Here is a 23,416-nt window from a genome sequence, read left to right on the forward strand (position 1 = left end):
CAAAGATGAACTTTTCAATTTTAAAACCCCTGATATAGATTATATTATCTTTTTAGATAGTGATGATTATTGGGAATTAAACTGTATAGAAGAATGTGTCCCTAGAATGGATGGGGTTGAAGTGGTTTGGTTTAAAGAAAAGGTTTTGATTGAAACTCATGTTGATATTTCCACAAAAACAATTTTCGAGCAATATTATAGCAATAAAACTATAATTTCAAAATATGAATGGATAGATAAACAGCTTAACAAAGATGATTTTTTTCAATTTGTATGCTTTGGGATGATTGATTTTAATTTTTTAAAAGCAATTCATTTGAAATTTGAAAATAATATAGTTGGGGAAGATCGAATATTTGGGATAATACTTTTTTTGAAAATTAATTTTATATATATGATAAATCAAGAATTATATTTTTATAGAATCAGAGATAATTCTATTTGTAATTATAATAATGTTAAAATACAAAAATATCCTAAATATTTTAATGATTTGTTTAGAAAGTGTAAAAATATAGAACGTCATATAGGCACTTATTCGTGCTTAAAGATGTTGATGATTTTAATTCAATATTGTGAAAGTAATAAAAAAATATTAAAAAAAAGTGAATTATTTTTAATTAAAAAAAAGTTTTTACCTTCTTTTTATAATCGTGTCTATAAGGATATGTTAAAATGCGATAAAATTCCAATTTTTATGAAAATATCTTTTTTTAAAATTGATTTTTTTTGGCTTGAATTTTGTGAATATTCTAAAAATAAACTTTTTATAAAAATTAATAATAATATATTGTTTTTATTGATATTTTTATATACTATAATATTACGGTTAAAAATGCCTATTTTTAAGGAGAATCATGTCTAAAATCTCAATCATCTTGCCCACTTATAATGTAGAGCCGTATATAGAAAAAGCTTTGCAAAGTTCTATCAATCAAACTTTTAAGGACATAGAAATCATAGTAGTTGATGATTGTGGCAATGATAAAAGTATAGATATAGCTAAAGAATATGCTAAAAAAGATAGGAGAATAAAAATTGTCCATAATGAAAAAAATTTAGGTTTATTAAGGGCAAGATATGAGGGTGTAAAAGCAAGCAATTCTTCCTATATCATGTTTTTAGATCCAGATGATTATTTGGAATTAAATGCTTGTGAAGAATGTGTAAAAATTTTAGATAGCAATAATGATGTTGATTTAATATGTTTTAATTATAATAATATAAAACCAACATATATTGAAAAATTTGATTTTTTTACTGATGCAAAATTTAATCAAGAAGAGTTTGTATTTTTTTTAATTAGCAGATTAACTGAGTATAATTGGAATATATGGTCTAAAATTTATAAAAAAGAGATTTATTTGAAAATTTTTGAAGAAAATGAAAAATTGAAATTTTTAAGAATTAATATGGCAGAAGATGCTTTATTTTTTGTTATTTGTTTAAATTATATCAATAATATCCAAACTATCTCTCAAAAAATATATAATTATAACACATGTAATTTAAATTCAAGTACAAAAACTATAGATATTCAAAAGAATATTTCTTATGCTAAAGATTTAGATAATTGTATGAATTTTATGTCCATCTTTATTAATCAGATTGATAATAAATTTTTATTTTATTATTGTTTATCTATATTTTATTGGCTGAAGATGCATTATTTTGATTTGGTTTATAAATATTTAGAAAAAAGATTTTTGCATAAATTTAAATTGAGAATTGAAAGAAAGATGGTAAAAATAAAGAAAAAGAAAGTATGTCGTATTTTAAAGGAAAAAAATGTATCATCTAGTCTTTAGTGCAGATGAAAATTATATAAAATACACATCAGTTTTGATAACAAGTATTATCTTAAATACAGACAAAAATAAAAAAATTCAAGATTTTGATAAAAATTCAAATATAAAAAATGAAAAGTATTTTTTTCATATATTGAGTAATTTTGTAAGCGATAAAACTAGAGAAAAACTTTTAAATTTACAAAATGCTTTAAATGAAATTTTTCCATGTGAAATTATCATACATATAAAAAATGATGAAGATTTTGAAAATTTTCCTACGAGTGGTGCTGCGCATAGTTTAAAATTGCCTTATTATCGCTTAAGATTAAGTTCTATTTTTGATGAAAGTATAAAAAAATGCCTTTATCTAGACTCTGATATGCTTTGCATGTGTGACATAAGGGAACTTTTTTCTATAAATTTAAAAGATAAAATAGCAGGGGTTGTAGGGGATCCTGGCTCTAAAAAATCAAAAATAAAATTTAAAGAAAACGATAAAAAGAAAATTTTTTATTTTGATGAAAATTATTTTAATTCGGGATTATTGTTGATCAATTTAGAAGAATACAAAAAGCATAGTATCGAGCAAAAATGTGAAGAACTAGCAAGCAAGTGCTATTATATAAAAGCAGCCGATCAAGACTTATTAAACGCTACAATAGAAACAAGATTAAGACATAAACTTGATTTTGCTTATAATTTTAATATTATCACTCTTTTTTATACCATTTGCAAAGATGAGAAAAAAAATCGTCTCAACTATACAAGGGTAGAATTTAATGAGGCACTTAAAAATCCAAAAATTCTTCATTATGGCGAAAAACCTTGGAGATTTTTAAAATCTTATTTTGATTACAAGGGTAAAAATATAAATGAATATTGGTGGGATATGGCAAATAAAACACCTGTTTTTGGTGAAGAATTGCTTAGAGAAAAGCAAGATATTAAGGATTATTTGCTTTATGCCGGTTTGGGATACGAGCTTTTAAGAAGTGTGCAAAAAGTCAATCTTTTTAAGATTTATTGCCTTGTAAAAAGCACAAAAAAAGATTTATTTTATATGGATCAAACATCTAAAATAAATGATGATATTTTTGGGCTTTGTTGTATGCTTGGTGAAAGTGTTTTACACGCTAGAAAACATAAGAAAGATTTTTTTGGGGTCTATTTAAAAGCCTTAAAGATGACTTATAATTTTAAAAAATATCATTTTAGATCAAGAATTTAAAATTTCATTCCATTGTTCCATTACTTTTTCTTTGCTGAAATTTTCTTCAACTTTAGCTTTGGCATTTTTTCCAAATTCTTTTCTTAAATTTTCATCATCCATTAAAAGACAAAGTTTATTAGCAAATTCGTTTAAATCTCCATCTTTAATCAAAAATCCACTTTTTTCATTATCTATAATATCACTAGGTCCTGTATCGATATCAAAAGCTATGTTAGGAATCTGATAGGAAGTGCTTTCCAGTAGTACCATAGGAAAACCTTCCCAATGACTAGTCATTACGTAAATACTTGCTTTTAGATATTCTTTTTCAATTTCTTTAGTAAAAGGTTTTAAGATAATAGAATTTTCAAGATTTTTTTCTTTTATTAAGGTTTTAATGTTTTCTTTTAACTCTCCATCGCCAACTAGAGTTAAAGTCCAATCTTTATAAATGTCATTTTTTTGAACAATTTCCCAAATTTCTATAAGTCTTAAAAATCCTTTCTCATCATTGGGAGTAAATCTACCCACGCTAAGAACATTTTTTTGAAAGAGATCGCTATTTTTTGATGAGATAAAAGGTAAAAAATTAGGAATGGTAAAAACATTTTTATGATGTTGTTTCCAAAGATGGATTTGTTTATTTGAAAGCACAATTAAGGTATCAAAATAGTTATTTTTATTTCTGTATTTTTTAAAATATGAATGTACAAAATGAATATATTTTGTGTTTTTATTTTTAAAAAGAGGAAATTGCGGACAATTATTATAAATCATAATGTCCATGTCTTTATACTTTCTCTTTAAAAGATAGCTTTCATAGCATTTGTAAAATGCTTTATAAAAAAGATTTTTTTTCATTTGTTTTTGTGATTTTAAATTTAAAAAATCAACTTTTATATTTTTGTCTATTTCATAAGCTATATTTTCATTTTCTTTGTAGAAACTAAGTATTTTTACTTTGTGATCATATTTTAAAAAAGCATTAGCAAGATTAACCACAACGCGTTCAGCGCCTCCGCCTATGGTGATATCTCCAATGAGTAATAAAATATTCATTTAATTTCTCCAAGCGGTTTTTTGATTTTTTATAGTATCAAGATAAATTTCATGATTGCCTTGTAGCATATTTTTATCATTTTCTTGATGATAGATATGATAGGCTAGGGCGCTAAATTTGATTCTTCTAAAAATTCCATTATTAAATAAAAATCTCGCAACAAATTCACTATCTTCTCTACCCCATCCAATAAAATTTTCATTAAAGCCCTCTATAGCTTCAAAATCTTGTTTATAAAAACTCATATTGCATGTTTTACTACCCTTAACTAGCGTTGTTTTTTTAAAGATTTTTTTATCAATTTTTGAAAATTTATAAATTACCTTAGCTAAGAAATTATTTTTTTGATTTTTAAATCCTTTTTTGTTAAAAGCTAGTTTAAAATTTTGATTTTCTAAAATTTTATCGCTTTCATTTTCATTTAAAATGGTTCTAGAACCTTGTAAAATCAAACCTTTTTGAGAAAATTTTAAATGATCCTTTATGAAATCTTTTTCTAAAATCATATCCCCATCAATTAAAATGATATATTCACAATGAGACGCTTTTATAGCATTGTTGCGACTTTTTGCTGCGCGAAATCCCAAATCTTCTTGCCAAACGTGTTTTAATTCACAAGGAAAGTTTTCTTGATATTTTTTGATTAAATCTGCTGTATCATTTTTGCTTCCATCATCAGCTATAATAACTTCATCAGGCATTAAGCTAAGGTGTTTAATGCTATCTAAAACTAGAGCCAGTCTTTCTTTTTGATTGTAAGTGGTGATGATTAGCGCACAATTTTTTGGTTTTTTGTTTTGCAGTTCATATAATTTCATATATTTAAAAAAAGCTCCTAAGGCATTGCAAATGCTAATTATAAAGCCTTTATAGCCATAAACAAAGCCTTTTTTAAAAAAATAATTTCTTATAAAAGTCCAAATTGCCCTTAGATTGGCTTTGCAAATGCTGCTTTTTTTGTGTAAGTTTTGGTTAGCCCATAAGGTGGAGTAATATTGCATTTTTTCAATTAAATGAGCTATATTGTTAAAAGCATAATGTTTAAGTCCATGCTTGAGATAAATTTTTTCTGTATTTTCAAAGATTTCTAGACTTTCATGGACTAAATTTTTATTAAAATGAGTATGCGTTTTATTAAAAATTCTCCAAACAAAGTCAGGCCACCACCCACAAGCTTTAACCCACTCTCCTTGATAAAGGTTTTTTCTTGGTAATGCAAGGATATTATTTGGTTTTAAATCAAGCTTTTTTAATTCTTCTATGCATTCTTTTTCTAAAATTTCATCTGCATCTATACTTAAAACCCAATCATTTTTAGTATAACTTAAGGCAAGATTTTTCAAAGGCCCAAAACCTATAAATTCGCTTTTGTAAATTTTTAAATTATTGTATTTTAGCTGAAAATCTTGAGCTATTTTTATAGTATCATCAGTGCTTTCATTGTCAAGTAAGATAATTTCATCAAATTCTTTTAGGGAATTTAAACATTTTAGTATAGTGTTTTGTGCGTTTTTAACGATGATAAATACACTGATTTGTTTTAAATTCATTAAATATCCTTATAAATTGCTTCATCATGACTTGAAAAACGACGATGAAAGAAAAAATACTCATCAGGCTTAAATTTAATCATTTCTTCACAACAATTTGCTTGATAAAGTGTGAGTTCTTCGATGCTTTTTTCTAAAGGATCTATAGTTTTAAAAAGTCGGATATGAAATTTTTTATCCTCGCCTTGATACACAAAAGCGGGTAAAATTAAAGCCTTTGTTCTTTGAGCTAAAACACTAGCTCCCATTTGATAATTGACTTTTTTACCAAAAAAATCAAGTCGGACACTTTCATTATCAGTGCAGTCTTGATCAGTGAGTATGCCTAATACTCGTTTATTTTTAATTGCATTTAGCATTTTTCTTAAACCGCCTTGTTTATCGATAAGCTCTATATCAAATTGAGTCCGATTTTTGGCCAAAATAGAATCCATTTTTTGACTTTCTAGCTTTCTTCCTACTATGGAAATAGCTCCAAACTTAGCAGCATAAGCAAGGCTTAAAAGTTCCCAATTTCCATAATGTGCAGTTGTAAATATAATACCTCTTTGGCTTTTTAAGGCTTCATTTATGATTTCTTCATTGTCGATCACGACTTTATTTAAAATTTTTTCTTTGCTTGTGTTTTGATTTTTAATACAATCTAATCCAAAATTAGCAAAATTTCGATAAATTTGAAAAGAGAGTCCATCTCTTTGGAGTTGATTTTTTTCAGGAAAGCAAATTTGAAGATTGGTATCTATAATTTTTCGATGTTTGTGGTTGATCTTAAAAACGATTTTTGCAACGATAAAAGCTAAAAAATCAAGAATAAAATCAGGCACAATTATCACTAAAAATTTAAGTATATAATAAGCAAAAAGATAAAGCCAGTCTTTACTTTTCATCAAAAATTTCCTTGATCAGTTTTAAAATATCCTCTTCTTCTATACGCATAATGCAAAAATCACTTTTATCGATATGTTTGGAATTTGTAATTTTTTTGCCTGCATCTATGATTTTATTGATGTTTGTTTTATAGGCATTTCTATAGCTTGGAGTGGCTCCAAATATGGTAATAGAAGGCCTATTTAAAGCAAAAGCAAGATGAGTAGGACCGCTATCATTACCAATAACTAAATCCATCATTTTTGTAAAGGCCATAAGTTCTTCTAGATTGAATTTTGGAGCAAGTTCTATATTTTTTTCATCAATGGCACTTAAATTGATCACATCCTTAGCAAATTCAAATTCTTTAACATTTCCCCAAGATAAGAAAATTTTGGCTTCAGGAAATTCTTGAATGATGAGTTTGCAAAGAAGGGTAACTTTTGTTTTAGGATAAATTTTATTTTCTACACTTGATCCAACATGTATGAGTATATTTTTTGTATTTTGATCAAGTTTTAATTTTTTATGCAAAAGCTGTTTTAAATTTTCATCCACACAAAAAACATCTTTTTTAAAGGCTAAATCTTTTGGATTAAAATCTTCATTAAGGGTAAAAGAACTAAGGCTTAGATACCGAACAAAAACATTTTCATTATAATCTATATTTAATTTTTGATTGTAAAAATTGTGCGCAAAACTTTCTTTTAAGCTGTTTTGATCAAAGCCAAAATTATTGCGACTCAAAATTCGACTCACTAGGGCTGATTTTATAAGTCCTTGTAGATCAATAACCGCATTATAATTATTTTTTCTAGCCTTAAGCAAAATTTTCAAGCTTTTAAAAAAATGCTTATCTTTTAAGGGTAGGGCATAGAGTTTGTCAATGAGTGGATGATTTTTGAGTATGCCTTTAAATTTTTCATCTACAAACCAATGAATTTCTATATCTTTTTTGAAATTTTTTATAAATTGCAGCACTACAGCACTTTGTATAATATCGCCTAAAGCGGATAAACGAACGATTGCTATTTTCATTCAAACCTATTGTAATTTTTTTGCTATGATTTTAACAAATAATTTTACAAAAGAAGGTTAAACTATGATTAAAAATGAGGGCTATATTTGTATTTTTGATTGTGAAAGCATACCTGATGTCGATTTGATCCGCAAAACTTTAGCTTTTAAGGGAAATGATTTGGAGGTGAGCTTAAAAGCCTTAGAATGGCAAAAAGAGCAAAGTGGAAATGAGTTTTTGCCTTTACCTTATCATAAGATTGTGAGTATTTGTGCAGTGATTGCTGATAGTTTTGGTAAATTTATTAAAGTGAATAAAATAGATGGTGATAATGAAAAAGAAATGATCCATAATTTTTTTTCTTTTATTGAAAAATACGAACCAAAATTAGTCAGCTATAATGGAAAAAATTTTGATATGCCTTTGTTGGTTTTAAGGGCTTTAAAATACAATATTAAAGCGGCAAATTATCTTGATACGCAAAGTGATAAATGGAATAATTATAAAACGCGTTTTTCAGAGCTTAAACATTGTGATTTATTTGAAAGCTTTGGAGGATTTAGGGGGATGAAGCTTGATGTGCTTTGTGCTATGGCTGATTTGCCAGGAAAATATGATGTGCATGGTGATGAGGTGATGAGTTTATACTATGAAGATAAGCTTGAAAAAATTCATGAGTATTGCGAAAGCGATGTTTTAAACACCTATATGCTTTTTTTAAAATATGAGCTAATCAAAGCAAATATTAACGATGAGGATTATGTCGGCTTTTTAGATACCATGAATGAATTTTTAAAAACAAAAAAGGCTAATCGTTCTTATGTTGAAGTCTTTTGTAAAGCGTGCGAAAATGAAATTTCTAAAATACAAATTTAATCGTTAAAATAAATATATTAGAATTTAAAAAGTTATTAGTGATCAAGAAAGGAAAAATGATGAAAATTCTTATTAGTGGCGGTGCAGGATATATCGGTTCTCATACCTTAAGGCAGTTTTTAAAAACAGATCATGAACTTTGTGTCTTAGATAATCTTTCTAAGGGATCAAAAATCGCAATCAACGATTTGCAAAGCATAAGAGATTTTAAATTTTTTGAATTAGATTTGAGTGATTTTAAAGAGGTGAAATCTTTATTTGAAAGGGAAAAATTTGATGCCATTGTTCATTTTGCGGCAAGTATAGAGGTTTTTGAGAGCACTCAAAATCCTTTAAAATACTACATGAACAATACCATAAACACGACCAATTTGATTAAAACTTGTATAGAAACGGGTGTAAATAAATTTATCTTTTCTTCTACGGCTGCAACTTATGGAGAACCTCAAACTCCGGTTGTGAGTGAAAATAGCCCATTAGCGCCTATTAATCCTTATGGTAGAAGTAAATTAATGAGTGAAGAGGTTTTAAAAGATGCCAATAAGGCCCATCCTGAATTTAAGTACTGCATATTAAGATATTTTAATGTTGCGGGTGCTTGTATGGATTTTCACATAGGCCAACGTTATCCAAAGGCAACTTTACTTATAAAAGTAGCGGCAGAATGTGCGGCAAAAAAACGCGAAAAAATGTTTATTTTTGGTGATGATTATGATACAAAAGATGGAACTTGTATAAGAGATTATATCCATGTTGATGATATTTCAAGTGCGCATTTGGCTGCTTTAGAGTATTTGCAAAATCATGAAAGCGATATTTTTAATGTGGGTTATGGACATGGTTTTAGTGTAAAAGAAGTGATTGAGTCTATGAAAAGAGTGACTGGGGTTGATTTTAAAGTAGAACTTGCTTCTCGTAGAGAAGGGGATCCAAGTGTTTTGATCTCTGATGCACAAAAAATAAGAACTTTAACTTCTTGGCAACCAAAATTTGATGATTTGGATTTAATCTGCAAATCAGCTTATGATTGGGAAAAACAGTGCTAAAAAGACTATTTTTCATTTTAAGCAAAGAGGATAAAAAATTTTTATTTTCTTTGCTTTTTTTTTCAGTTTTAATTTCTTTTATAGAAAGTTTTGCAATCTCTTTAGTGATGCCTTTTATCACTTTAGCGAGTGATTTTTCTTATTTTGATCGTAATCATTATTTGATAGAAATTAAAAATTATTTAGCTTTGCCAACATTTAAAATCATTGTTTATTTTGGTTTTGTTTTGATTATTTTTTATGTTTTAAGGGCTCTTTTAAATAGTTATTATTTTCACTTATTGGCTAAATTTTCCAAAGGAAGATACCATAATATCGCCTATAAAGTTTTTGCAAAATTTTTAAATATTAATTATGAAAATTTTACTCAAAAAAATCAATCTGAAATTTTAAAATCCATCACAGGAGAAGTTTATAATCTAAGCACGATGATTTCTTCATTTTTATTGATGATGAGTGAAATTTTTGTTGTGATATTGCTTTATGTTTTAATGCTTTTAATTAATTATAAAATTACTTTATTTTTAAGTATTTTTATGGTTTTTAATGCATTGATTTTAATTAAAATTTTAAGCCCTATTATCAAAAAAGCAGGGCTTAGACGCGAAGAAGCAATGAAAAATTTTTTTGAAATTTTAAACACTAATTTAAATAATTTTAAACTCATTAAACTCAAAACCAAAGAAGATGGAATTTTAAATCTTTTTAAAGCTCAAAGCGAAGCTTTTGCTAAAGCAAATATTACTAATGAAAGCATGAGTGCCATTCCTAGAATTTATTTAGAGGGTGTGGGTTTTTGCATCCTTGTTTTTATCGTGATTTTTTTGGTTTTAAAAAATGAAAGTGATATTTCTAGTATTTTGGCTACAATTTCTATTTTTGTCTTAGCGCTTTATCGTTTGATGCCAAGTGCAAATCGTATCATTACAAGTTATCATGATTTGATTTATTATCGTTCTTCTTTGGATATTATTTATCAAATTTTTAAACAAGAAGAAGAAAATTTAGGCGATGAAGAAATTTCTTTTAAAAAAGAACTTAGACTTGAAAATTTAAGTTTTGGCTATAAAGGTAAAAAAAATCTTTTTAATGGTTTAAATTTAGAGATAAAAAAAGGTGAAAAAATCGCTTTTATAGGGGAGAGTGGTTGTGGTAAAAGCACTTTAGTGGATATTATTTTAGGGCTTTTAAGTCCAAAAGAAGGAAGAGTTTTGGTTGATGGGGTGGAATTAAATTCTACAAACGCTAAAAAATATCGCCAAAAAATAGGCTATATCCCTCAAAATATCTATCTTTTTAATGACAGCATTGCTAAAAATATTAGCTTTGGAGATGAGATTGATGAAGAAAGGCTTTTTAGAGTGATCAAGCAAGCAAATTTGGAGCATTTTATCAAGCATCTTCCTGATGGAATTTGGACAAAAGTTGGAGATGGTGGAAGCAATTTAAGTGGAGGGCAAAAACAACGCATAGCTATTGCTAGAGCTTTGTATTTAGAGCCTGAAATTTTAGTTCTTGATGAAGCAACATCAGCACTTGATACTAAAAGTGAAGCTAAGATTATGGATGAAATTTATAAAATTTCAAAAGATAAAACGATGATTATCATCGCACATCGTCTTTCTACTATAACAAATTGTGATAGTATTTATCGTTTAGAGCATGGTGAGTTGATTAAGGAAGATTAAGTGAGAATTACTTTTATTATAGCGACTTTAAACTCAGGTGGCGCAGAGCGTGTTTTGGTAACCTTAGCAAATGCACTTTGTAAGGAACATGAGGTGAATATCATAAAATTTCACCAAGGAAATTCTTTTTATCCATTGGAAAATAATATCAATCTTAAAACCTTGCCAGAGTTTAGATTTGATACGATTTATCATAAAATTGCAAGTCGTTTTAAGAAATTTTTTACATTGAGAAAATTTTTAAAACAAACTCCAAGCGATGTATTTATTTCTTTTTTAGATACTACAAATATCGCTTGTATTATCGCTAAAATAGGGCTTAATACCCCGCTTATTATTAGTGAGCATAGCAATCAAGCTTATTTAAAATCTAAAATTTGGAGATTTTTAAGGCGTTTGACTTATCCTTATTGTGATGCTTTAAGTGTTTTAGGTAGTAGTGATAAATTTTATTATCAAAAATTTGTCAAAAGGGTTGAACTTTTATTAAACCCTTGTCATTTTAGCACTGAAATTCCGATCGATTCTTCTTTTGAAAAAGAAAATTTAGTCCTTTTTGTGGGTCGCTTGGATACAAATAAAAACCCTATGATGTTTTTAAAAGCAATCGCTAAATTAGATCAAAATATACAAAAAAATTATCGTTTTGTAGTAGCAGGTGATGGGGAATTAAGATCTATGCTTGAAAAAAAAGCCAAAGAAATGCATATTTGGGTGGAATTTTTAGGCAGAGTAGAAAATGTTAAAGAGCTTTATAAAAAGGCTAAAATACTTTGTCTTTGCTCTTTTGTTGAGGGCTTGCCAACTGTGCTTATAGAAAGTTTGTATTTTAATGTGTGCCGAATTTCAACTTTGTATCATGATGGCTCTAAAGATTTGATCGAAGATAATAAAGATGGTATTTTGGTAGAATGTGATAATGAAGAAATGTTGGCAAAAAAAATTGAATGGATTGTACAAAATGAAGATTTTAGATTAAATTTAATACAAAATGCCAAAAAAAGATGTATCAATTTTGATATTAATGAGATAAAAAAACAATGGCTAAAATTGATTAAAGAAGTTTCTCATGGCTAAAATTTCAATCATCGTTCCTACTTTTAAGCGTCCAAATTTACTCAAAAAAGCCATTAAAAGCATACAGATGCAAAATTATAAAGATTTAGAAATTATCATTAGCGATGATCATTCAGATGATGAAACAAAAGATATAGTGCAAGAAATGCAAAAGCAAGATAATCGCATAAAATATGTTTTAAACGATAAATACAAAGCAGGACCTAATGGAAACAAAAATAATGGCTTAGATCATGCTAATGGGGAATTTATAAGCTTTTTAGATGATGATGACGAGCTTTTACCTCATGCTTTAGAAATTTTAATGCAAAAAATTGATGAGGGCTATTCTCATGTTATTGGAAATTGTTTTATAGAAAAAGAAGGAAAACTCACTCAAGAATTTAGCGGAAAGGGCTTAAATAAAGATCAAGAACTTTGTAAGAAAGATTTTTTGATGGGAAAATTTCATGGAGAGTTTTTTTCTATTTTTAAAAAATCTTTACTAAAAAATCAGCGTTTTAATGAAGAATTTTATGGAAATGAAGCAACACTTTGGATACACCTATACAAGGAAAAAACTTTTTATATTCATCAAGCCTTTCGAATTTATCGTTTAAATAGAAGCGATAGTGTAACTTTAGCGGCAAGTAAAAATGCTATTAGGGTTTATCTTGGTTATTTAGAACTTGCTAGAATTTTGGAAAATGAGTTAGAGCAAACTGGCGATGAAGATTATAAAAATATGTGTGCAAGTTATTATAAGATGGCGGCATATTATGCAAAACTTGGAGGAAAATTTAAAGAGCTTTATCGTTGTTTATTTAAAAGTTTGAGCATCAAGATAAATACACCTGCTTTAATATTACTCATTTTAAGTATAATTCCAAGTAGTATGATTAAAAAATTATCTAAAATACGGACGAGTTTATGCAAAAATTAGCAATTTTTATTTATTCTTTAGGAAGTGGTGGTGCTGAAAGAGTTGTGGCAACTTTACTTCCTATGTTAAATCTTAAATTTGAAGTGCATTTGATTTTAATGAATGAGAAAATTTCTTATGAGATACCAAAATGCAATATCCATTTTTTAGAACATTCCAAGCCTAGTGAAAATGCGATTTTAAAATTGATTAAACTTCCATTTTTGGCTTTAAAATATAAAAAAATGTGTAAAAAACTAAATATAAACACCGAATTTGTATTCTTAAATCGTCCAAATTATATAGCTTTAATGGCAAGAATTTTTGGCAATAAAACCCGCCTTGTTATCAATGAATGTACCACTCCAAGCGTGATGTATAAAAAAAAGAATTTTAATTCTTGGGCGAATAAATTTTTGATTTCTTGTTTGTATCCTAAGGCGGATTTGATTTTACCAAATTCTAAAGGAAATTTAGAAGATCTAGTTCAAAATTTTAAAATCCAAAAAGAACAATGTAAAATTTTATATAATGCTATAGATTTAGAAAATATAGAAAAAAAATCTCAAGAGGAAATTGTTTTAAAAGATAAATTTATTTTAAGCGTTGGGAGATTAGATGCAGGGAAAAATCACGCTTTGCTTATCCGTGCTTATGCAAGACTTAAAACAAATTTAAAGCTTGTTATTTTAGGCGAGGGAATTTTAAAAAATGAATTAGAAAATTTGATACAGGAACTTGGCTTGGAAAATCAAGTCTTACTTTTAGGCTTTGATAATAATCCTTATAAATATATGAGTAAATGCGAATTTTTTGCATTTGCTTCGGTATTTGAAGGCTTTTCTAATGTTTTAATTGAAAGTTTGGCTTGTGGGTGTGCTGTGGTATGCACCGATCATAAAAGTGGTGCTAAAGAGCTTTTTGGAAATGATGAGTTTGGTTTGTTGGTAGAAGTGGATAATGAAAATTCTATGTTTCAAGGTTTAAAAACCATGATTGAGGATGAAAATTTAAGACAAGCTTATAAAAATAAAGCCAAAAATAGAGCTCTTGATTTTGATAAAGTTAAAATTGCACGAAATGCTCTAGAATATTTAATAGGATAATGTATGTTTAAAAAAGAATATTTTAAAAACCCTTATACAATTTTATTTTTAATGATTTTAAGTGCTTATATTTTTAGTATAGCCTGTAGATTTTATTGGATTTTTTGGGCGAGTCAGTTTAATGAGTACTTTTTCAATAACCAACTTATGATAACTTCAAACGATGGCTATGCTTTTGCAGAAGGTGCAAGAGATATGATAGCAGGATTTCATCAGCCTAATGATTTATCATATTATGATGCTTCTTTATCAGCATTTACTTATTGGGTTTATAAAATCACTCCTTTTAGTTTTGAAACAATTATTTTATACTTGAGTGTTTTTTTATCTTCATTGATTGTTGTGCCTATTATTTTAATCGCAAATGAATACAAATGCTCTCTTGCTGGTTTTATAGCCGCATTATTAGCAAGTATAGCTAATAGTTATTATAATAGAACTATGGCTGGATATTATGATACAGATATGCTTGTCGTTGTTTTGCCGCTTTTTATTTTATTTTTTATGATACGACTGGTTTTAAGAAAAGATCTATTTTCTTTGATATGTTTGCCATTTTTTGTTAGGGTTTATCTTTGGTGGTACCCTTCAAGTTATACTTTAAATGTTAGCTTGATAGGATTTTTCTTATTATATTCTTTAATTTTTCATAGAAAAGAAACTATTTTTTATATGAGTATCATTTTGATGCTGATGACTTTGCCTAATATTGCTTGGTATTATCAAAGTTCTATTGTTGTTTTATTGTTTAGCTTTTATGCGCTTAAAAGTGAATACTTTAAAATAAAATTTTTAATTTTGTTAGGAATTTTCACTTTTATTTTTTTAATTATCAGTGGCGGAATAGATCCTATACTTTATCAACTTAAATTTTATATTTTTAGATCAGATGAAAGCGTTAATTTAACGCATGGTTTTATGTATTTTAACGTTAATCAAACTATACAAGAGGTTGAAAGTATTGATTCGAGAGTTTTTATGAAAAGAATCAGTTCTAGTGAAATTGTTTTTCTTGCTTCTTGTATAGGTTTTATTTGGTTTATTATAAAGCATAAAAGTATTATTTTAACTCTACCTATGCTTTTTTTAGGTTTTTTAGCTTTAAAAAGTGGGCTTCGTTTTACAATTTATGCCGTTCCTGTTTTAGCTTTTGGTTTTGGCTATTTGGTCTATTCTTTAAGGGAGATAAATTTAAAAAAATACAAAGCAATGGCAGTAAATTTTGTTATCATTTTGTTTGTTTTTTTATCTTTAACTCCAGCTTTGTTTCACATTTATGTTTATAGAGCGCCAACGGTTTTTTCTAAAAATGAAGCAACACAATTAGATCAATTAAAAAAGATTGCAAATAGAGAAGATTATGTTGTGGCTTGGTGGGATTATGGCTATCCTATCCGTTATTATAGTGATGTTAAAACTTTGGTTGATGGTGGTAAGCATTTAGGAAAAGATAATTTCTTTCCTTCATTTGCTTTAACCAAGGATCAAAGATCTGCGGCTAATATGGCAAGATTGAGCGTTGAATATACGGAAAAAAGTTTTTATGCCCCTAATGATAGTCTTTTAAGAAAAGATATTTTGCAGGCGATGATGAAGGATTATAACGAGAGCAATGTTGATTTGTTTTTATATTCTTTATCTAAGCCGGATTTTAAAATCGATACTCCAAAAACAAGAGATGTTTATATATATATGCCTTTTAGAATGGCGTCTATTTTTTCAACAATTGCTAGTTTTTCTTTGATTAATCTTAATAATGGAAAATTAGACCAACCTTTTGTTTTCAGTACAGCTTATCCTTTGGGTAGGGAAAATGGAGAAATCATTTTAAGCAATGGCGTTGCTTTGAGTGATGATTTTAGAAGTTTAAAAATCGATAATGATGTTTCAATGATCCATAGCTTTATAGAGTTAAATTCGGTGCAGCAAAATGATTATAAAGAAATTCCAATTGATCCAAACGGACAATATTATCTTTTTTATATCAAAAATAGTCCTATTCCATATATACAATTTATATTGATGGATAAGACTATGTTTAATAGTGCTTTTGTGCAAATGTTTTTTTTAGGAAATTATGATAAGAGCTTGTTTGATTTGGTGATTAATACACAAGATGTTAAAGTTTTTAAATTAAAAATTTAGGTTTTATTGATATGAAAATAGGTTTTTTATCTCATGCTGGGGCGAGTATTTATCATTTTAGAATGCCAATTATTAAAGCTTTAAAAAAACAAGGTCATGAGATTTTTATCATAGTTCCAAAGGATGAATACACGCAAAAACTTCAAGAATTAGATTTAAATCTTGTTATTTATGATTTTTCAAGATCTAGTTTAAATCCTTTTGTGATTTTTAAAAATTTCTTTCATTTGAAAAAGGTATTAAAAAATTTAAATTTAGATCTTATTCAGTGCGCTGCACACAAAAGCAATACTTTTGGAATTATGGCTGCTAAATTAGCCAAAATTAAATATATTTTTGGCTTAGTAGAAGGCCTTGGTTCTTTTTACATCGATGATAATTTTAAAAGTAAGATGATAAGATGGAATATTAATTTATTATATAAAATTTCTTTTAAGCTTGCTAATGGCTTTATCTTTGTGAATGAAAGCAATGCTTTATTTATGAGAAATTTAGGACTTAAGAAAGAAAAAATTTTTATCATTAAATCAGTTGGTATTAATCTTAAAAAATTTTTACCTATAAAAATCAATCACGAGTCAAAAAGAATTTTTTGGAAGAATTTTTGTATCGACGAAAAACCCATCGTTTTAATGATAGCAAGGGCTTTGTGGCATAAAGGAATTAAAGAATTTTATGAGAGCGCAAGATTGTTAAAAGAACAAGCCAATTTTATTTTAGTAGGTGGAAGAGATGATAATCCTTCTTGCGCGAGTTTGGATTTTTTAAATTCGGGTTGTGTGCATTATTTGGGTTCTAGAAATGATATAGTAGAATTATTGCAAAATTGCGATATTTTTGTTTTGCCAAGCTATAAAGAAGGATTTCCTGTGAGTGTTTTAGAGGCTAAAGCCTGTGGAAAAGCTATTGTAGTGAGTGATTGTGAAGGATGTGTGGAGGCGATTTCAAATGCTTATGATGGACTTTGGTTTCAAACGGGAGATGCTAAAGATTTAAGTGATAAGATCGAACTTTTATTGAATGATGAAAAATTAAGAGATAATTTAGGTGTAAATGCAGCTAATGATGCTTTAAAATATGATGAAAATATCATAGCGCAGCATTATTTGGAAATTTATAAAAGGGCAATTAGTAATGTATAATCATTTTTTTAAGAGAATTTTTGATTTTTGTTTAGCTTTATTTTTGCTTGTATTGTTTTCTCCAATTATTTTTATAACAGCTTTGCTTTTAAAACTAACTCAAGGAAGTGTTATTTTTACTCAAGATAGACCAGGTTTAAATGAAAAAATTTTTAAAATTTATAAATTTAAAACAATGAGCGATGAAAGAGATGAAAATGGAGAACTTTTGCCAGATGAAAAGCGTTTAAAGGCTTTTGGAAAACTTGTAAGATCTTTAAGTTTGGATGAGCTTTTACAGCTTTTCAATGTTTTAAAAGGTGATATGAGTTTTGTTGGGCCTCGTCCTTTATTAGTGGAGTATTTGCCTCTTTATAATGAAAAACAAAAATTGCGTCACAGTGTGCGTCCCGGTATTACAGGATGGGCACAAGTAAATGGCAGAAACGCTATTTCTTGGGAAAAGAAATTTGAGCTTGATGTTTATTATGTAGAAAATCTTTGTTTTTTCTTTGATTTAAAGATTATGTTTTTAACCGCTTTAAAAGTTTTAAAAAGAAGCGGAGTGAGCAAAGAAGGACACGTTACTACAGAGAAATTCAATGGCAAAAACTGAAAAAATTTACATTTATGGCGCGGGTGGGCATGGATTAGTTTGCAAAGATGTTGCTTTGAGTTTAGGTTATAAAGAATGCATTTTTTTAGATGATTTCAAAGCAAAGCCTTTTGATCCAAATTTAGAAAAATATGATTTTTTTATCGCTATAGGGAATAATCAATTAAGAAAAGATTTTTTTGAAAAAGTTTCTCAAAGTGGTTTTAAAATAGTCAATCTCATTCATCCAAGTGCGATCATTAGTCCTAGTGCTTTTATAAAAGAAGATGCTGGAATTTTAATCATGCCTTATGTTGTGGTAAATGCAAGAGCAAAAATTTCAAAAGGGGTTGTTTTAAATACCTCAAGTGTAATTGAACATGAGTGTGAAATTGGAGAATTTTCACACATTAGTGTTGGGGCTAAGTGTGCAGGCAATGTAAAAATAGGAAAAAATTGTCTTTTGGGGATTAATTCTTGTGTTTTGCCAAATTTAAGTTTAGCTGATGATAGTATTTTAGGTGGAGGATCAACTTTGATTAAAAGTCAAAATGAAAAAGGTGTTTTTGTAGGAGTACCTGCAAGAAGGATATAACAAATCTTTCATCTTTTAGGATGGATTTTTATAAATTTAGTAAATATATATCATATCCTTTGAAAAACTCTCTAAATATAAATTCGAAGGCTTTTGTCAACTGAATTGGAAAATAAAAATTTAAAAACACTGTGTAAGTGAATTTATATAACTCGCAAATTTAATCTTTTTTATATGCATTTTGCAAAATGAGAAGATGTAGAAATTTATAAAACGGTGAAATTTGATTATTTTGCAAAAAAGAAGCGCCAACTCTTATTATAAAAACTAAATATAAAAAAATATGTGTTTTAAAGGTTATGTATAAAAAGAAGATTTAAAAAACTTTAAAAGTGGTGCAAAATAAATTTTACCTGCAAAAAGAATTTTTAATGTTTGATTTTTGGTAAATTATTTTAGATACAATGCATAACAAATACAAAGCTCTTTATAAAAAGGATAAAAATGAGATTTTTTCTTTCTCCTCCTCATATGAGTGGTAATGAATTAAAATATATTGAAGAAGTTTTTAAGAGTAATTATATTGCTCCTTTGGGTGAATTTGTAAATCGTTTTGAAAAAAGTGTTAAAGAATATAGCAAGAGTGAAAATGCATTGGCGCTTAACTCCGCTACTGCGGCTTTGCATTTAGCTTTAAGGGTTGCAGGCGTAGAACAAAATGATATAGTTTTAGCTTCATCTTTTACTTTTATAGCCTCAGTAGCACCTATTTGCTATCTTAAGGCAAAGCCTATTTTTATAGATTGTGATGAAACTTATAATCTTGATGTAAGTCTTTTAAAACGTGCTATTAAAGAATGTGAAAAGAAACCAAAAGCTTTGATTTTAACTCATCTTTATGGAAATTCTGCAAAGATGGATGAGATTGTGCAAATTTGTAGTGAAAATAATATTATTTTAATCGAGGATGCTGCTGAAGCTTTAGGAAGTTTTTACAAGGAAAAAGCTTTAGGAACGTTTGGAGAATTTGGAGTTTATTCTTATAATGGTAATAAAATTATCACAACTTCAGGCGGTGGTATGCTTATTGGCAAAGATAAAGAAAAAGTCGAAAAAGCAAGATTTTATAGCACTCAAGCAAGGGAAGATTGTTTGCATTATGAACATTTAGATTATGGGTATAATTATAGATTGAGCAATGTCTTAGGTGCTATCGGTTTAGCACAAATGGAAGTTTTAGAACAAAGAGTACTTAAAAAAAGAGAAATTTATAATTGGTATAAAGAATTTTTAGGAGATAAATTAACTTTTTTGGATGAATTAAAAGATTCAAGAAGTAATCGTTGGCTTAGCACTGCTTTGATTGATTTTGATATGAAAGAGCTTAATTCTTGCGAAAAAAATATCAATATTTCTCAAAAAAATATACCATTACATCCAAAAATTTCTAAATTAATAGATGATTTAAAAAAAGAGCAGATTGAAACACGCCCACTTTGGAAGGCTATGCATACTCAAGCAGTTTTTAAAGATTGTAAAGCTTATATTAATGGAAATAGTGAGTTGTTTTTTCAAAAAGGAATTTGTTTGCCAAGCGGAACAGCTATGCAAAAAAATGATGTAAAAGAAATTTCAGAATTAATCCTTAAAAGTATAAAGGAATGATATGGATTTTTATAAAAGCAAAAGATTAATCTTTTTTTTATGTTTTGATATTGTTTTGTTTTCTCTTTCTATATATTTGGCTTTCTCTTTACGTTTTAGTGGAGATATTGCAAATATTTTCTATCAAGGCATGTTTAAAGCAGGAATTATTTTACTTTTTTTGAAAATAGCTTTTTTATTTATTTTTAGAATTTATAAGGTTGCTTGGAGATTTTTTTCTTTAAGTGAGGCAAGAAAAATTTTTTTTGCTTTAGCTTTGGCTGAGTTTTGTTTTTTAATCATTTTTTATTTTTTTAGTGATTTTTTCAACCCCTTTCCAAGAAGTGTCGTAGGGATTGATTTTGTTATATCTTATATGTTTATAGGAACTTTAAGGATCAGCAAAAGAATGCTTGTAGATTTTAAATCTTCCAAAGCCGAGCAGGAAAATCCTTGCATCGTTATAGGGGCAACTTCTAAGGCTTTGCATTTGTTAAAAGGTGCAAGAGAGGGAAGTTTAGGATTTTATCCTGTTGGGGTGATCGATGAGAGAAAAGAGCTTATAGGAACTTATTGTGACAAATTTATCGTTCAAGATAAAAGCAAAATCAAAGAATATATTCAAGATGGCATTAAAACAGCTATTATTGCATTGAAGCTAGAGCAAGAATCTTTAAAAAAGCTTTTTGAAGAATTAATAGACTATGGCATTATAGATGTTAAAATATTTTCTTTTACCCAAAATAAAACTAGAGATATTAGCATAGAAGATCTTTTAGCTAGAAAGCCAAAAGATTTAGATGATGGAGCTGTAGCGGCATTTTTAAAAGATAAGGTCGTTTTGGTAAGCGGGGCAGGTGGTACTATAGGAAGTGAGCTTTGCAAACAATGCATTAAATTTGGTGCAAAGCATCTCATAATGCTTGATCATAGCGAATTTAATCTTTATAAAATCAATGAGGAATTGCAAAATTTCAAAGAAAAAATCACTCCTTTGATGATGAGCATTTTAGATCAAGATTCTCTTGATAAAGCATTAAAAATATATCAACCTGAATTGATTTTACACGCTGCTGCTTATAAACATGTCCCACTTTGCGAGCAAAATCCTTATGCTGCTGTGATCAATAATATAGTAGGAACAAAAATTTTAACCGATTGTGCTAAGGCCAACGGTGTTAAGAAATTTGTAATGATTAGCACAGATAAAGCCGTGCGTCCAACAAGTGTCATGGGATGTACTAAAAGAGTTTGTGAGCTTTATACACTAAGTTCTTCGAGTTCTGATTTTGAAGTTGCTTGTGTGCGCTTTGGTAATGTATTAGGATCGAGTGGAAGTGTGATTCCTAAATTTAAAGCTCAAATTGAAAATGGAGAAGCGCTAACCTTAACACATCCTGATATCGTGCGTTATTTTATGCTTGTAAATGAAGCTGTGCAACTTGTTTTGCAGGCTGGGGCTATTGCAAAAGGTGGAGAACTTTTTGTGCTTGATATGGGAAAACCTGTTAAGATTATGGATTTAGCTAAAAAAATGCTTTTGCTTTCAAATCGTCCTGACTTGGAAATTAAAATCGTAGGACTTAGAAAAGGGGAAAAGCTTTTTGAAGAGCTTTTGATCGATGAAAATGACGCTAAAACAAAGTATGAAAGTATTTTTGTGGTAAAAAATGAGAAAATCGATTTAAATATTTTAAATGTGCAAATTGAGAGGCTTAAGCAAAATAAAGATATAATTAGTCTTTTAAAAGAAATAGTGCCTGAATTTAAACACAATGCTGGAGGTAATTAAACATGTTTATTAAAGACATGCAAAGATTTGAAGATAATCGTTATAAAGCTAGAGCTTATATGACTTATATTCTAACAAGAAATTTACCCAATAAACTTCCCGATATTCGTCTTGAAAGCATACGAGCTGCTTTAGACAAAATCGAGCATGATATTTCAGTTTTTGATGCTTTGTATATACTTGATACTTCTGGAAGACAAATTGGAAACGCTATAGCATTAAAAAAAGAATTTGAAATAGGAGATGGGGAAGATAAGAGTTCAAAAGCTTATTTTTATAGAGCTGTTAATCTTAAGCGATGCACTCTTAGTGATCCTTACCCTTCAATTTTAAACAATGAGTTATGTGTTACCGCTTCAATGCCTATTTATGATAACAAGGATAATTTATTATTTGTTGTTTGCATTGATATCAGCTTAACAAATATTTTAAAAATGATAGAAACTGGCTATTCTGAAACTATTTTTACCTATTTTAGTCGTATAGTTTATTTTTGTTTTGCTGCAGTTTTATTTATCATCACTTGTTTTTTATTTCAAAAAGGCTTATTTAGTTTATTTCATCCTCAAGGAGAAGTTGGCATACAGGTTATTTTTCAAAGTACCATTGCTATAACTTTAGCCTTGGCTATTTTTGATTTAACAAAAACAATTATAGAAGAAGAGGTTTTTGGAAAAACAAAAAAAGAGATTAATGGGATTCAAAAAACCATGGTGAGATTTTTAGGATCTATTATTATAGCGTTAGCTATAGAGGCTTTAATGCTTGTTTTTAAACTTGTTTCGAGTGATTTATCGCAAATGCTTTATGTATTTTATCTTATTGGAGGCATTAATCTTCTTTTAATAGGACTTAGTATATATTTATTTGCAGTAAAATATAAGAATAATTAAGGAAAAAAATGTTATAATTATTTTTTTACGAGGTTAATGAAATTAAAAAATCAATAGCAAAATAAATTTTTGAAAGGACAAATTGTGAAATTGTTAGTTGTTGATGACAGTTCTACCATGAGAAGGATTATTAAGAATACCCTAACAAGACTTGGACATAATGATGTTCTTGAGGCTGAACATGGAGTTGAGGCTTGGGATTTACTTGTTAAGAATGAAGATGTTCAGGTTTTAATTACCGATTGGAATATGCCAGAAATGAATGGCTTAGAGCTTGTTAAAAAAGTTCGTGCTGAAAAAAAATATGAAGATATGCCAATTATTATGGTAACTACAGAAGGTGGTAAAGCCGAAGTAATTACCGCTTTAAAAGCTGGTGTTAATAATTATATTGTTAAGCCTTTTACTCCTCAGGTATTAAAAGAAAAACTTGAAGATGTTTTAGGAACAGGTTCTAATGAGGCTTCAGCTGAATAAAAATAAAGCCTTTTTTATGGCACTA

Annotated in this window: 21 protein-coding genes; 17 read left to right on the forward strand and 4 right to left on the reverse strand. The window is 28.1% G+C overall.

Annotation, left to right across the window (positions count from 1 at the left end):
* The 3 genes from H2280_RS05945 to H2280_RS05955 all read left to right on the forward strand — a co-directional run.
* Positions 1-865, forward strand: an 865-nt coding sequence (locus H2280_RS05945; RefSeq protein WP_337215946.1) for a glycosyltransferase family 2 protein, incomplete at its 5' end; no start/stop codon positions are given.
* Positions 858-1,808 carry a glycosyltransferase family 2 protein gene (locus H2280_RS05950; protein ID WP_337215947.1) on the forward strand — a complete coding sequence of 317 codons (951 nt, stop codon included), beginning with the start codon at positions 858-860 and terminating at the stop codon, positions 1,806-1,808. The genes H2280_RS05945 and H2280_RS05950, both read left to right, overlap by 8 nt.
* Entirely contained in the window at positions 1,789-3,018 is a 1,230-nt protein-coding gene (locus tag H2280_RS05955; protein WP_337215948.1) for a glycosyltransferase family 8 protein, read from the forward strand. Before H2280_RS05950 ends, H2280_RS05955 begins: the two co-directional genes overlap by 20 nt.
* Here the strand turns inward: H2280_RS05955 and H2280_RS05960 are convergent.
* From H2280_RS05960 to waaC, 4 genes are read right to left on the reverse strand one after another with little or no spacing between them, the layout of a single operon-like run.
* The gene (locus H2280_RS05960) at positions 3,007-4,059 is read right to left on the reverse strand and encodes a glycosyltransferase family 4 protein (protein ID WP_337215949.1); all 1,053 of its coding nucleotides are present in this window, start codon (positions 4,057-4,059) and stop codon (positions 3,007-3,009) included. The genes H2280_RS05955 and H2280_RS05960 overlap by 12 nt on opposite strands.
* A complete protein-coding gene (locus tag H2280_RS05965; RefSeq protein ID WP_337215950.1) occupies positions 4,060-5,610 on the reverse strand; it encodes a glycosyltransferase family 2 protein in 1,551 nt (516 codons plus the stop codon). It lies immediately after the preceding gene.
* Complete coding sequence (locus H2280_RS05970; protein ID WP_337215951.1) at positions 5,610-6,497, reverse strand: lipid A biosynthesis lauroyl acyltransferase; 888 nt, start codon at positions 6,495-6,497, stop codon at positions 5,610-5,612. Before H2280_RS05970 ends, H2280_RS05965 begins: the two co-directional genes overlap by 1 nt.
* Positions 6,487-7,515 (reverse strand): lipopolysaccharide heptosyltransferase I, encoded by a 1,029-nt coding sequence (gene waaC / locus H2280_RS05975; protein WP_137621412.1) that lies wholly within the window; start codon positions 7,513-7,515, stop codon positions 6,487-6,489. Before waaC ends, H2280_RS05970 begins: the two co-directional genes overlap by 11 nt.
* Positions 7,516-7,579: 64 nt before the next feature.
* On the opposite strand from waaC, the gene H2280_RS05980 reads away from it, so the two are divergent.
* The 14 genes from H2280_RS05980 (at position 7,580) to H2280_RS06045 (ending at position 23,391) form a co-directional block, all read left to right on the forward strand.
* Entirely contained in the window at positions 7,580-8,371 is a 792-nt protein-coding gene (locus H2280_RS05980) for a 3'-5' exonuclease (RefSeq protein WP_337215952.1), read from the forward strand.
* Between the two features lie 59 nt (positions 8,372-8,430).
* A complete protein-coding gene (gene galE / locus H2280_RS05985; RefSeq protein ID WP_137621414.1) occupies positions 8,431-9,417 on the forward strand; it encodes a UDP-glucose 4-epimerase GalE in 987 nt (328 codons plus the stop codon).
* Entirely contained in the window at positions 9,411-11,105 is a 1,695-nt protein-coding gene (pglK, locus tag H2280_RS05990; protein WP_337215953.1) for a BC-type lipopolysaccharide transporter PglK, read from the forward strand. The genes galE and pglK overlap by 7 nt, the downstream gene beginning before the upstream one ends.
* The gene (pglH, locus tag H2280_RS05995) at positions 11,106-12,182 is read left to right on the forward strand and encodes a GalNAc-alpha-(1->4)-GalNAc-alpha-(1->3)-diNAcBac-PP-undecaprenol alpha-1,4-N-acetyl-D-galactosaminyltransferase (RefSeq protein WP_337215954.1); all 1,077 of its coding nucleotides are present in this window, start codon (positions 11,106-11,108) and stop codon (positions 12,180-12,182) included.
* Positions 12,175-13,104: a GalNAc(5)-diNAcBac-PP-undecaprenol beta-1,3-glucosyltransferase gene (gene pglI / locus H2280_RS06000; protein WP_337215955.1), complete on the forward strand. Its 930-nt coding sequence runs from the start codon at positions 12,175-12,177 to the stop codon at positions 13,102-13,104. Before pglH ends, pglI begins: the two co-directional genes overlap by 8 nt.
* Complete coding sequence (pglJ, locus tag H2280_RS06005; RefSeq protein WP_337215956.1) at positions 13,092-14,189, forward strand: N-acetylgalactosamine-N,N'-diacetylbacillosaminyl-diphospho-undecaprenol 4-alpha-N-acetylgalactosaminyltransferase; 1,098 nt, start codon at positions 13,092-13,094, stop codon at positions 14,187-14,189. The genes pglI and pglJ overlap by 13 nt, the downstream gene beginning before the upstream one ends.
* 3 nt (positions 14,190-14,192) lie before the next feature.
* Positions 14,193-16,334, forward strand: a complete 2,142-nt coding sequence (locus tag H2280_RS06010; RefSeq protein WP_337215957.1) for an STT3 domain-containing protein — start codon at positions 14,193-14,195, stop codon at positions 16,332-16,334.
* Between the two features lie 11 nt (positions 16,335-16,345).
* Positions 16,346-17,476, forward strand: coding sequence for a glycosyltransferase family 4 protein (locus H2280_RS06015; RefSeq protein WP_337215958.1), 1,131 nt, complete (start codon positions 16,346-16,348; stop codon positions 17,474-17,476).
* A complete protein-coding gene (pglC, locus tag H2280_RS06020; RefSeq protein ID WP_137623461.1) occupies positions 17,469-18,071 on the forward strand; it encodes an undecaprenyl phosphate N,N'-diacetylbacillosamine 1-phosphate transferase in 603 nt (200 codons plus the stop codon). Before H2280_RS06015 ends, pglC begins: the two co-directional genes overlap by 8 nt.
* Entirely contained in the window at positions 18,058-18,645 is a 588-nt protein-coding gene (locus tag H2280_RS06025) for an acetyltransferase (RefSeq protein ID WP_337215959.1), read from the forward strand. Before pglC ends, H2280_RS06025 begins: the two co-directional genes overlap by 14 nt.
* Before the next feature lie 444 nt (positions 18,646-19,089).
* Complete coding sequence (gene pglE, locus H2280_RS06030) at positions 19,090-20,250, forward strand: UDP-N-acetylbacillosamine transaminase (RefSeq protein WP_137623459.1); 1,161 nt, start codon at positions 19,090-19,092, stop codon at positions 20,248-20,250.
* 1 nt (position 20,251) lies between these two features.
* The gene (gene pglF, locus H2280_RS06035; RefSeq protein WP_337215960.1) at positions 20,252-22,021 is read left to right on the forward strand and encodes a UDP-N-acetylglucosamine 4,6-dehydratase (configuration-retaining); all 1,770 of its coding nucleotides are present in this window, start codon (positions 20,252-20,254) and stop codon (positions 22,019-22,021) included.
* A 2-nt stretch (positions 22,022-22,023) separates the two neighbouring features.
* Positions 22,024-22,914, forward strand: a complete 891-nt coding sequence (locus H2280_RS06040) for a PDC sensor domain-containing protein (protein WP_137623457.1) — start codon at positions 22,024-22,026, stop codon at positions 22,912-22,914.
* Between the two features lie 84 nt (positions 22,915-22,998).
* Positions 22,999-23,391, forward strand: a complete 393-nt coding sequence (locus H2280_RS06045) for a chemotaxis response regulator CheY (RefSeq protein ID WP_137623456.1) — start codon at positions 22,999-23,001, stop codon at positions 23,389-23,391.
* Positions 23,392-23,416 lie beyond the last annotated feature (25 nt).

Source organism: Campylobacter sp. 2457A (assembly GCF_020135895.1).
Taxonomy (GTDB): Bacteria; Campylobacterota; Campylobacteria; order Campylobacterales; family Campylobacteraceae; genus Campylobacter_D; species Campylobacter_D taeniopygiae.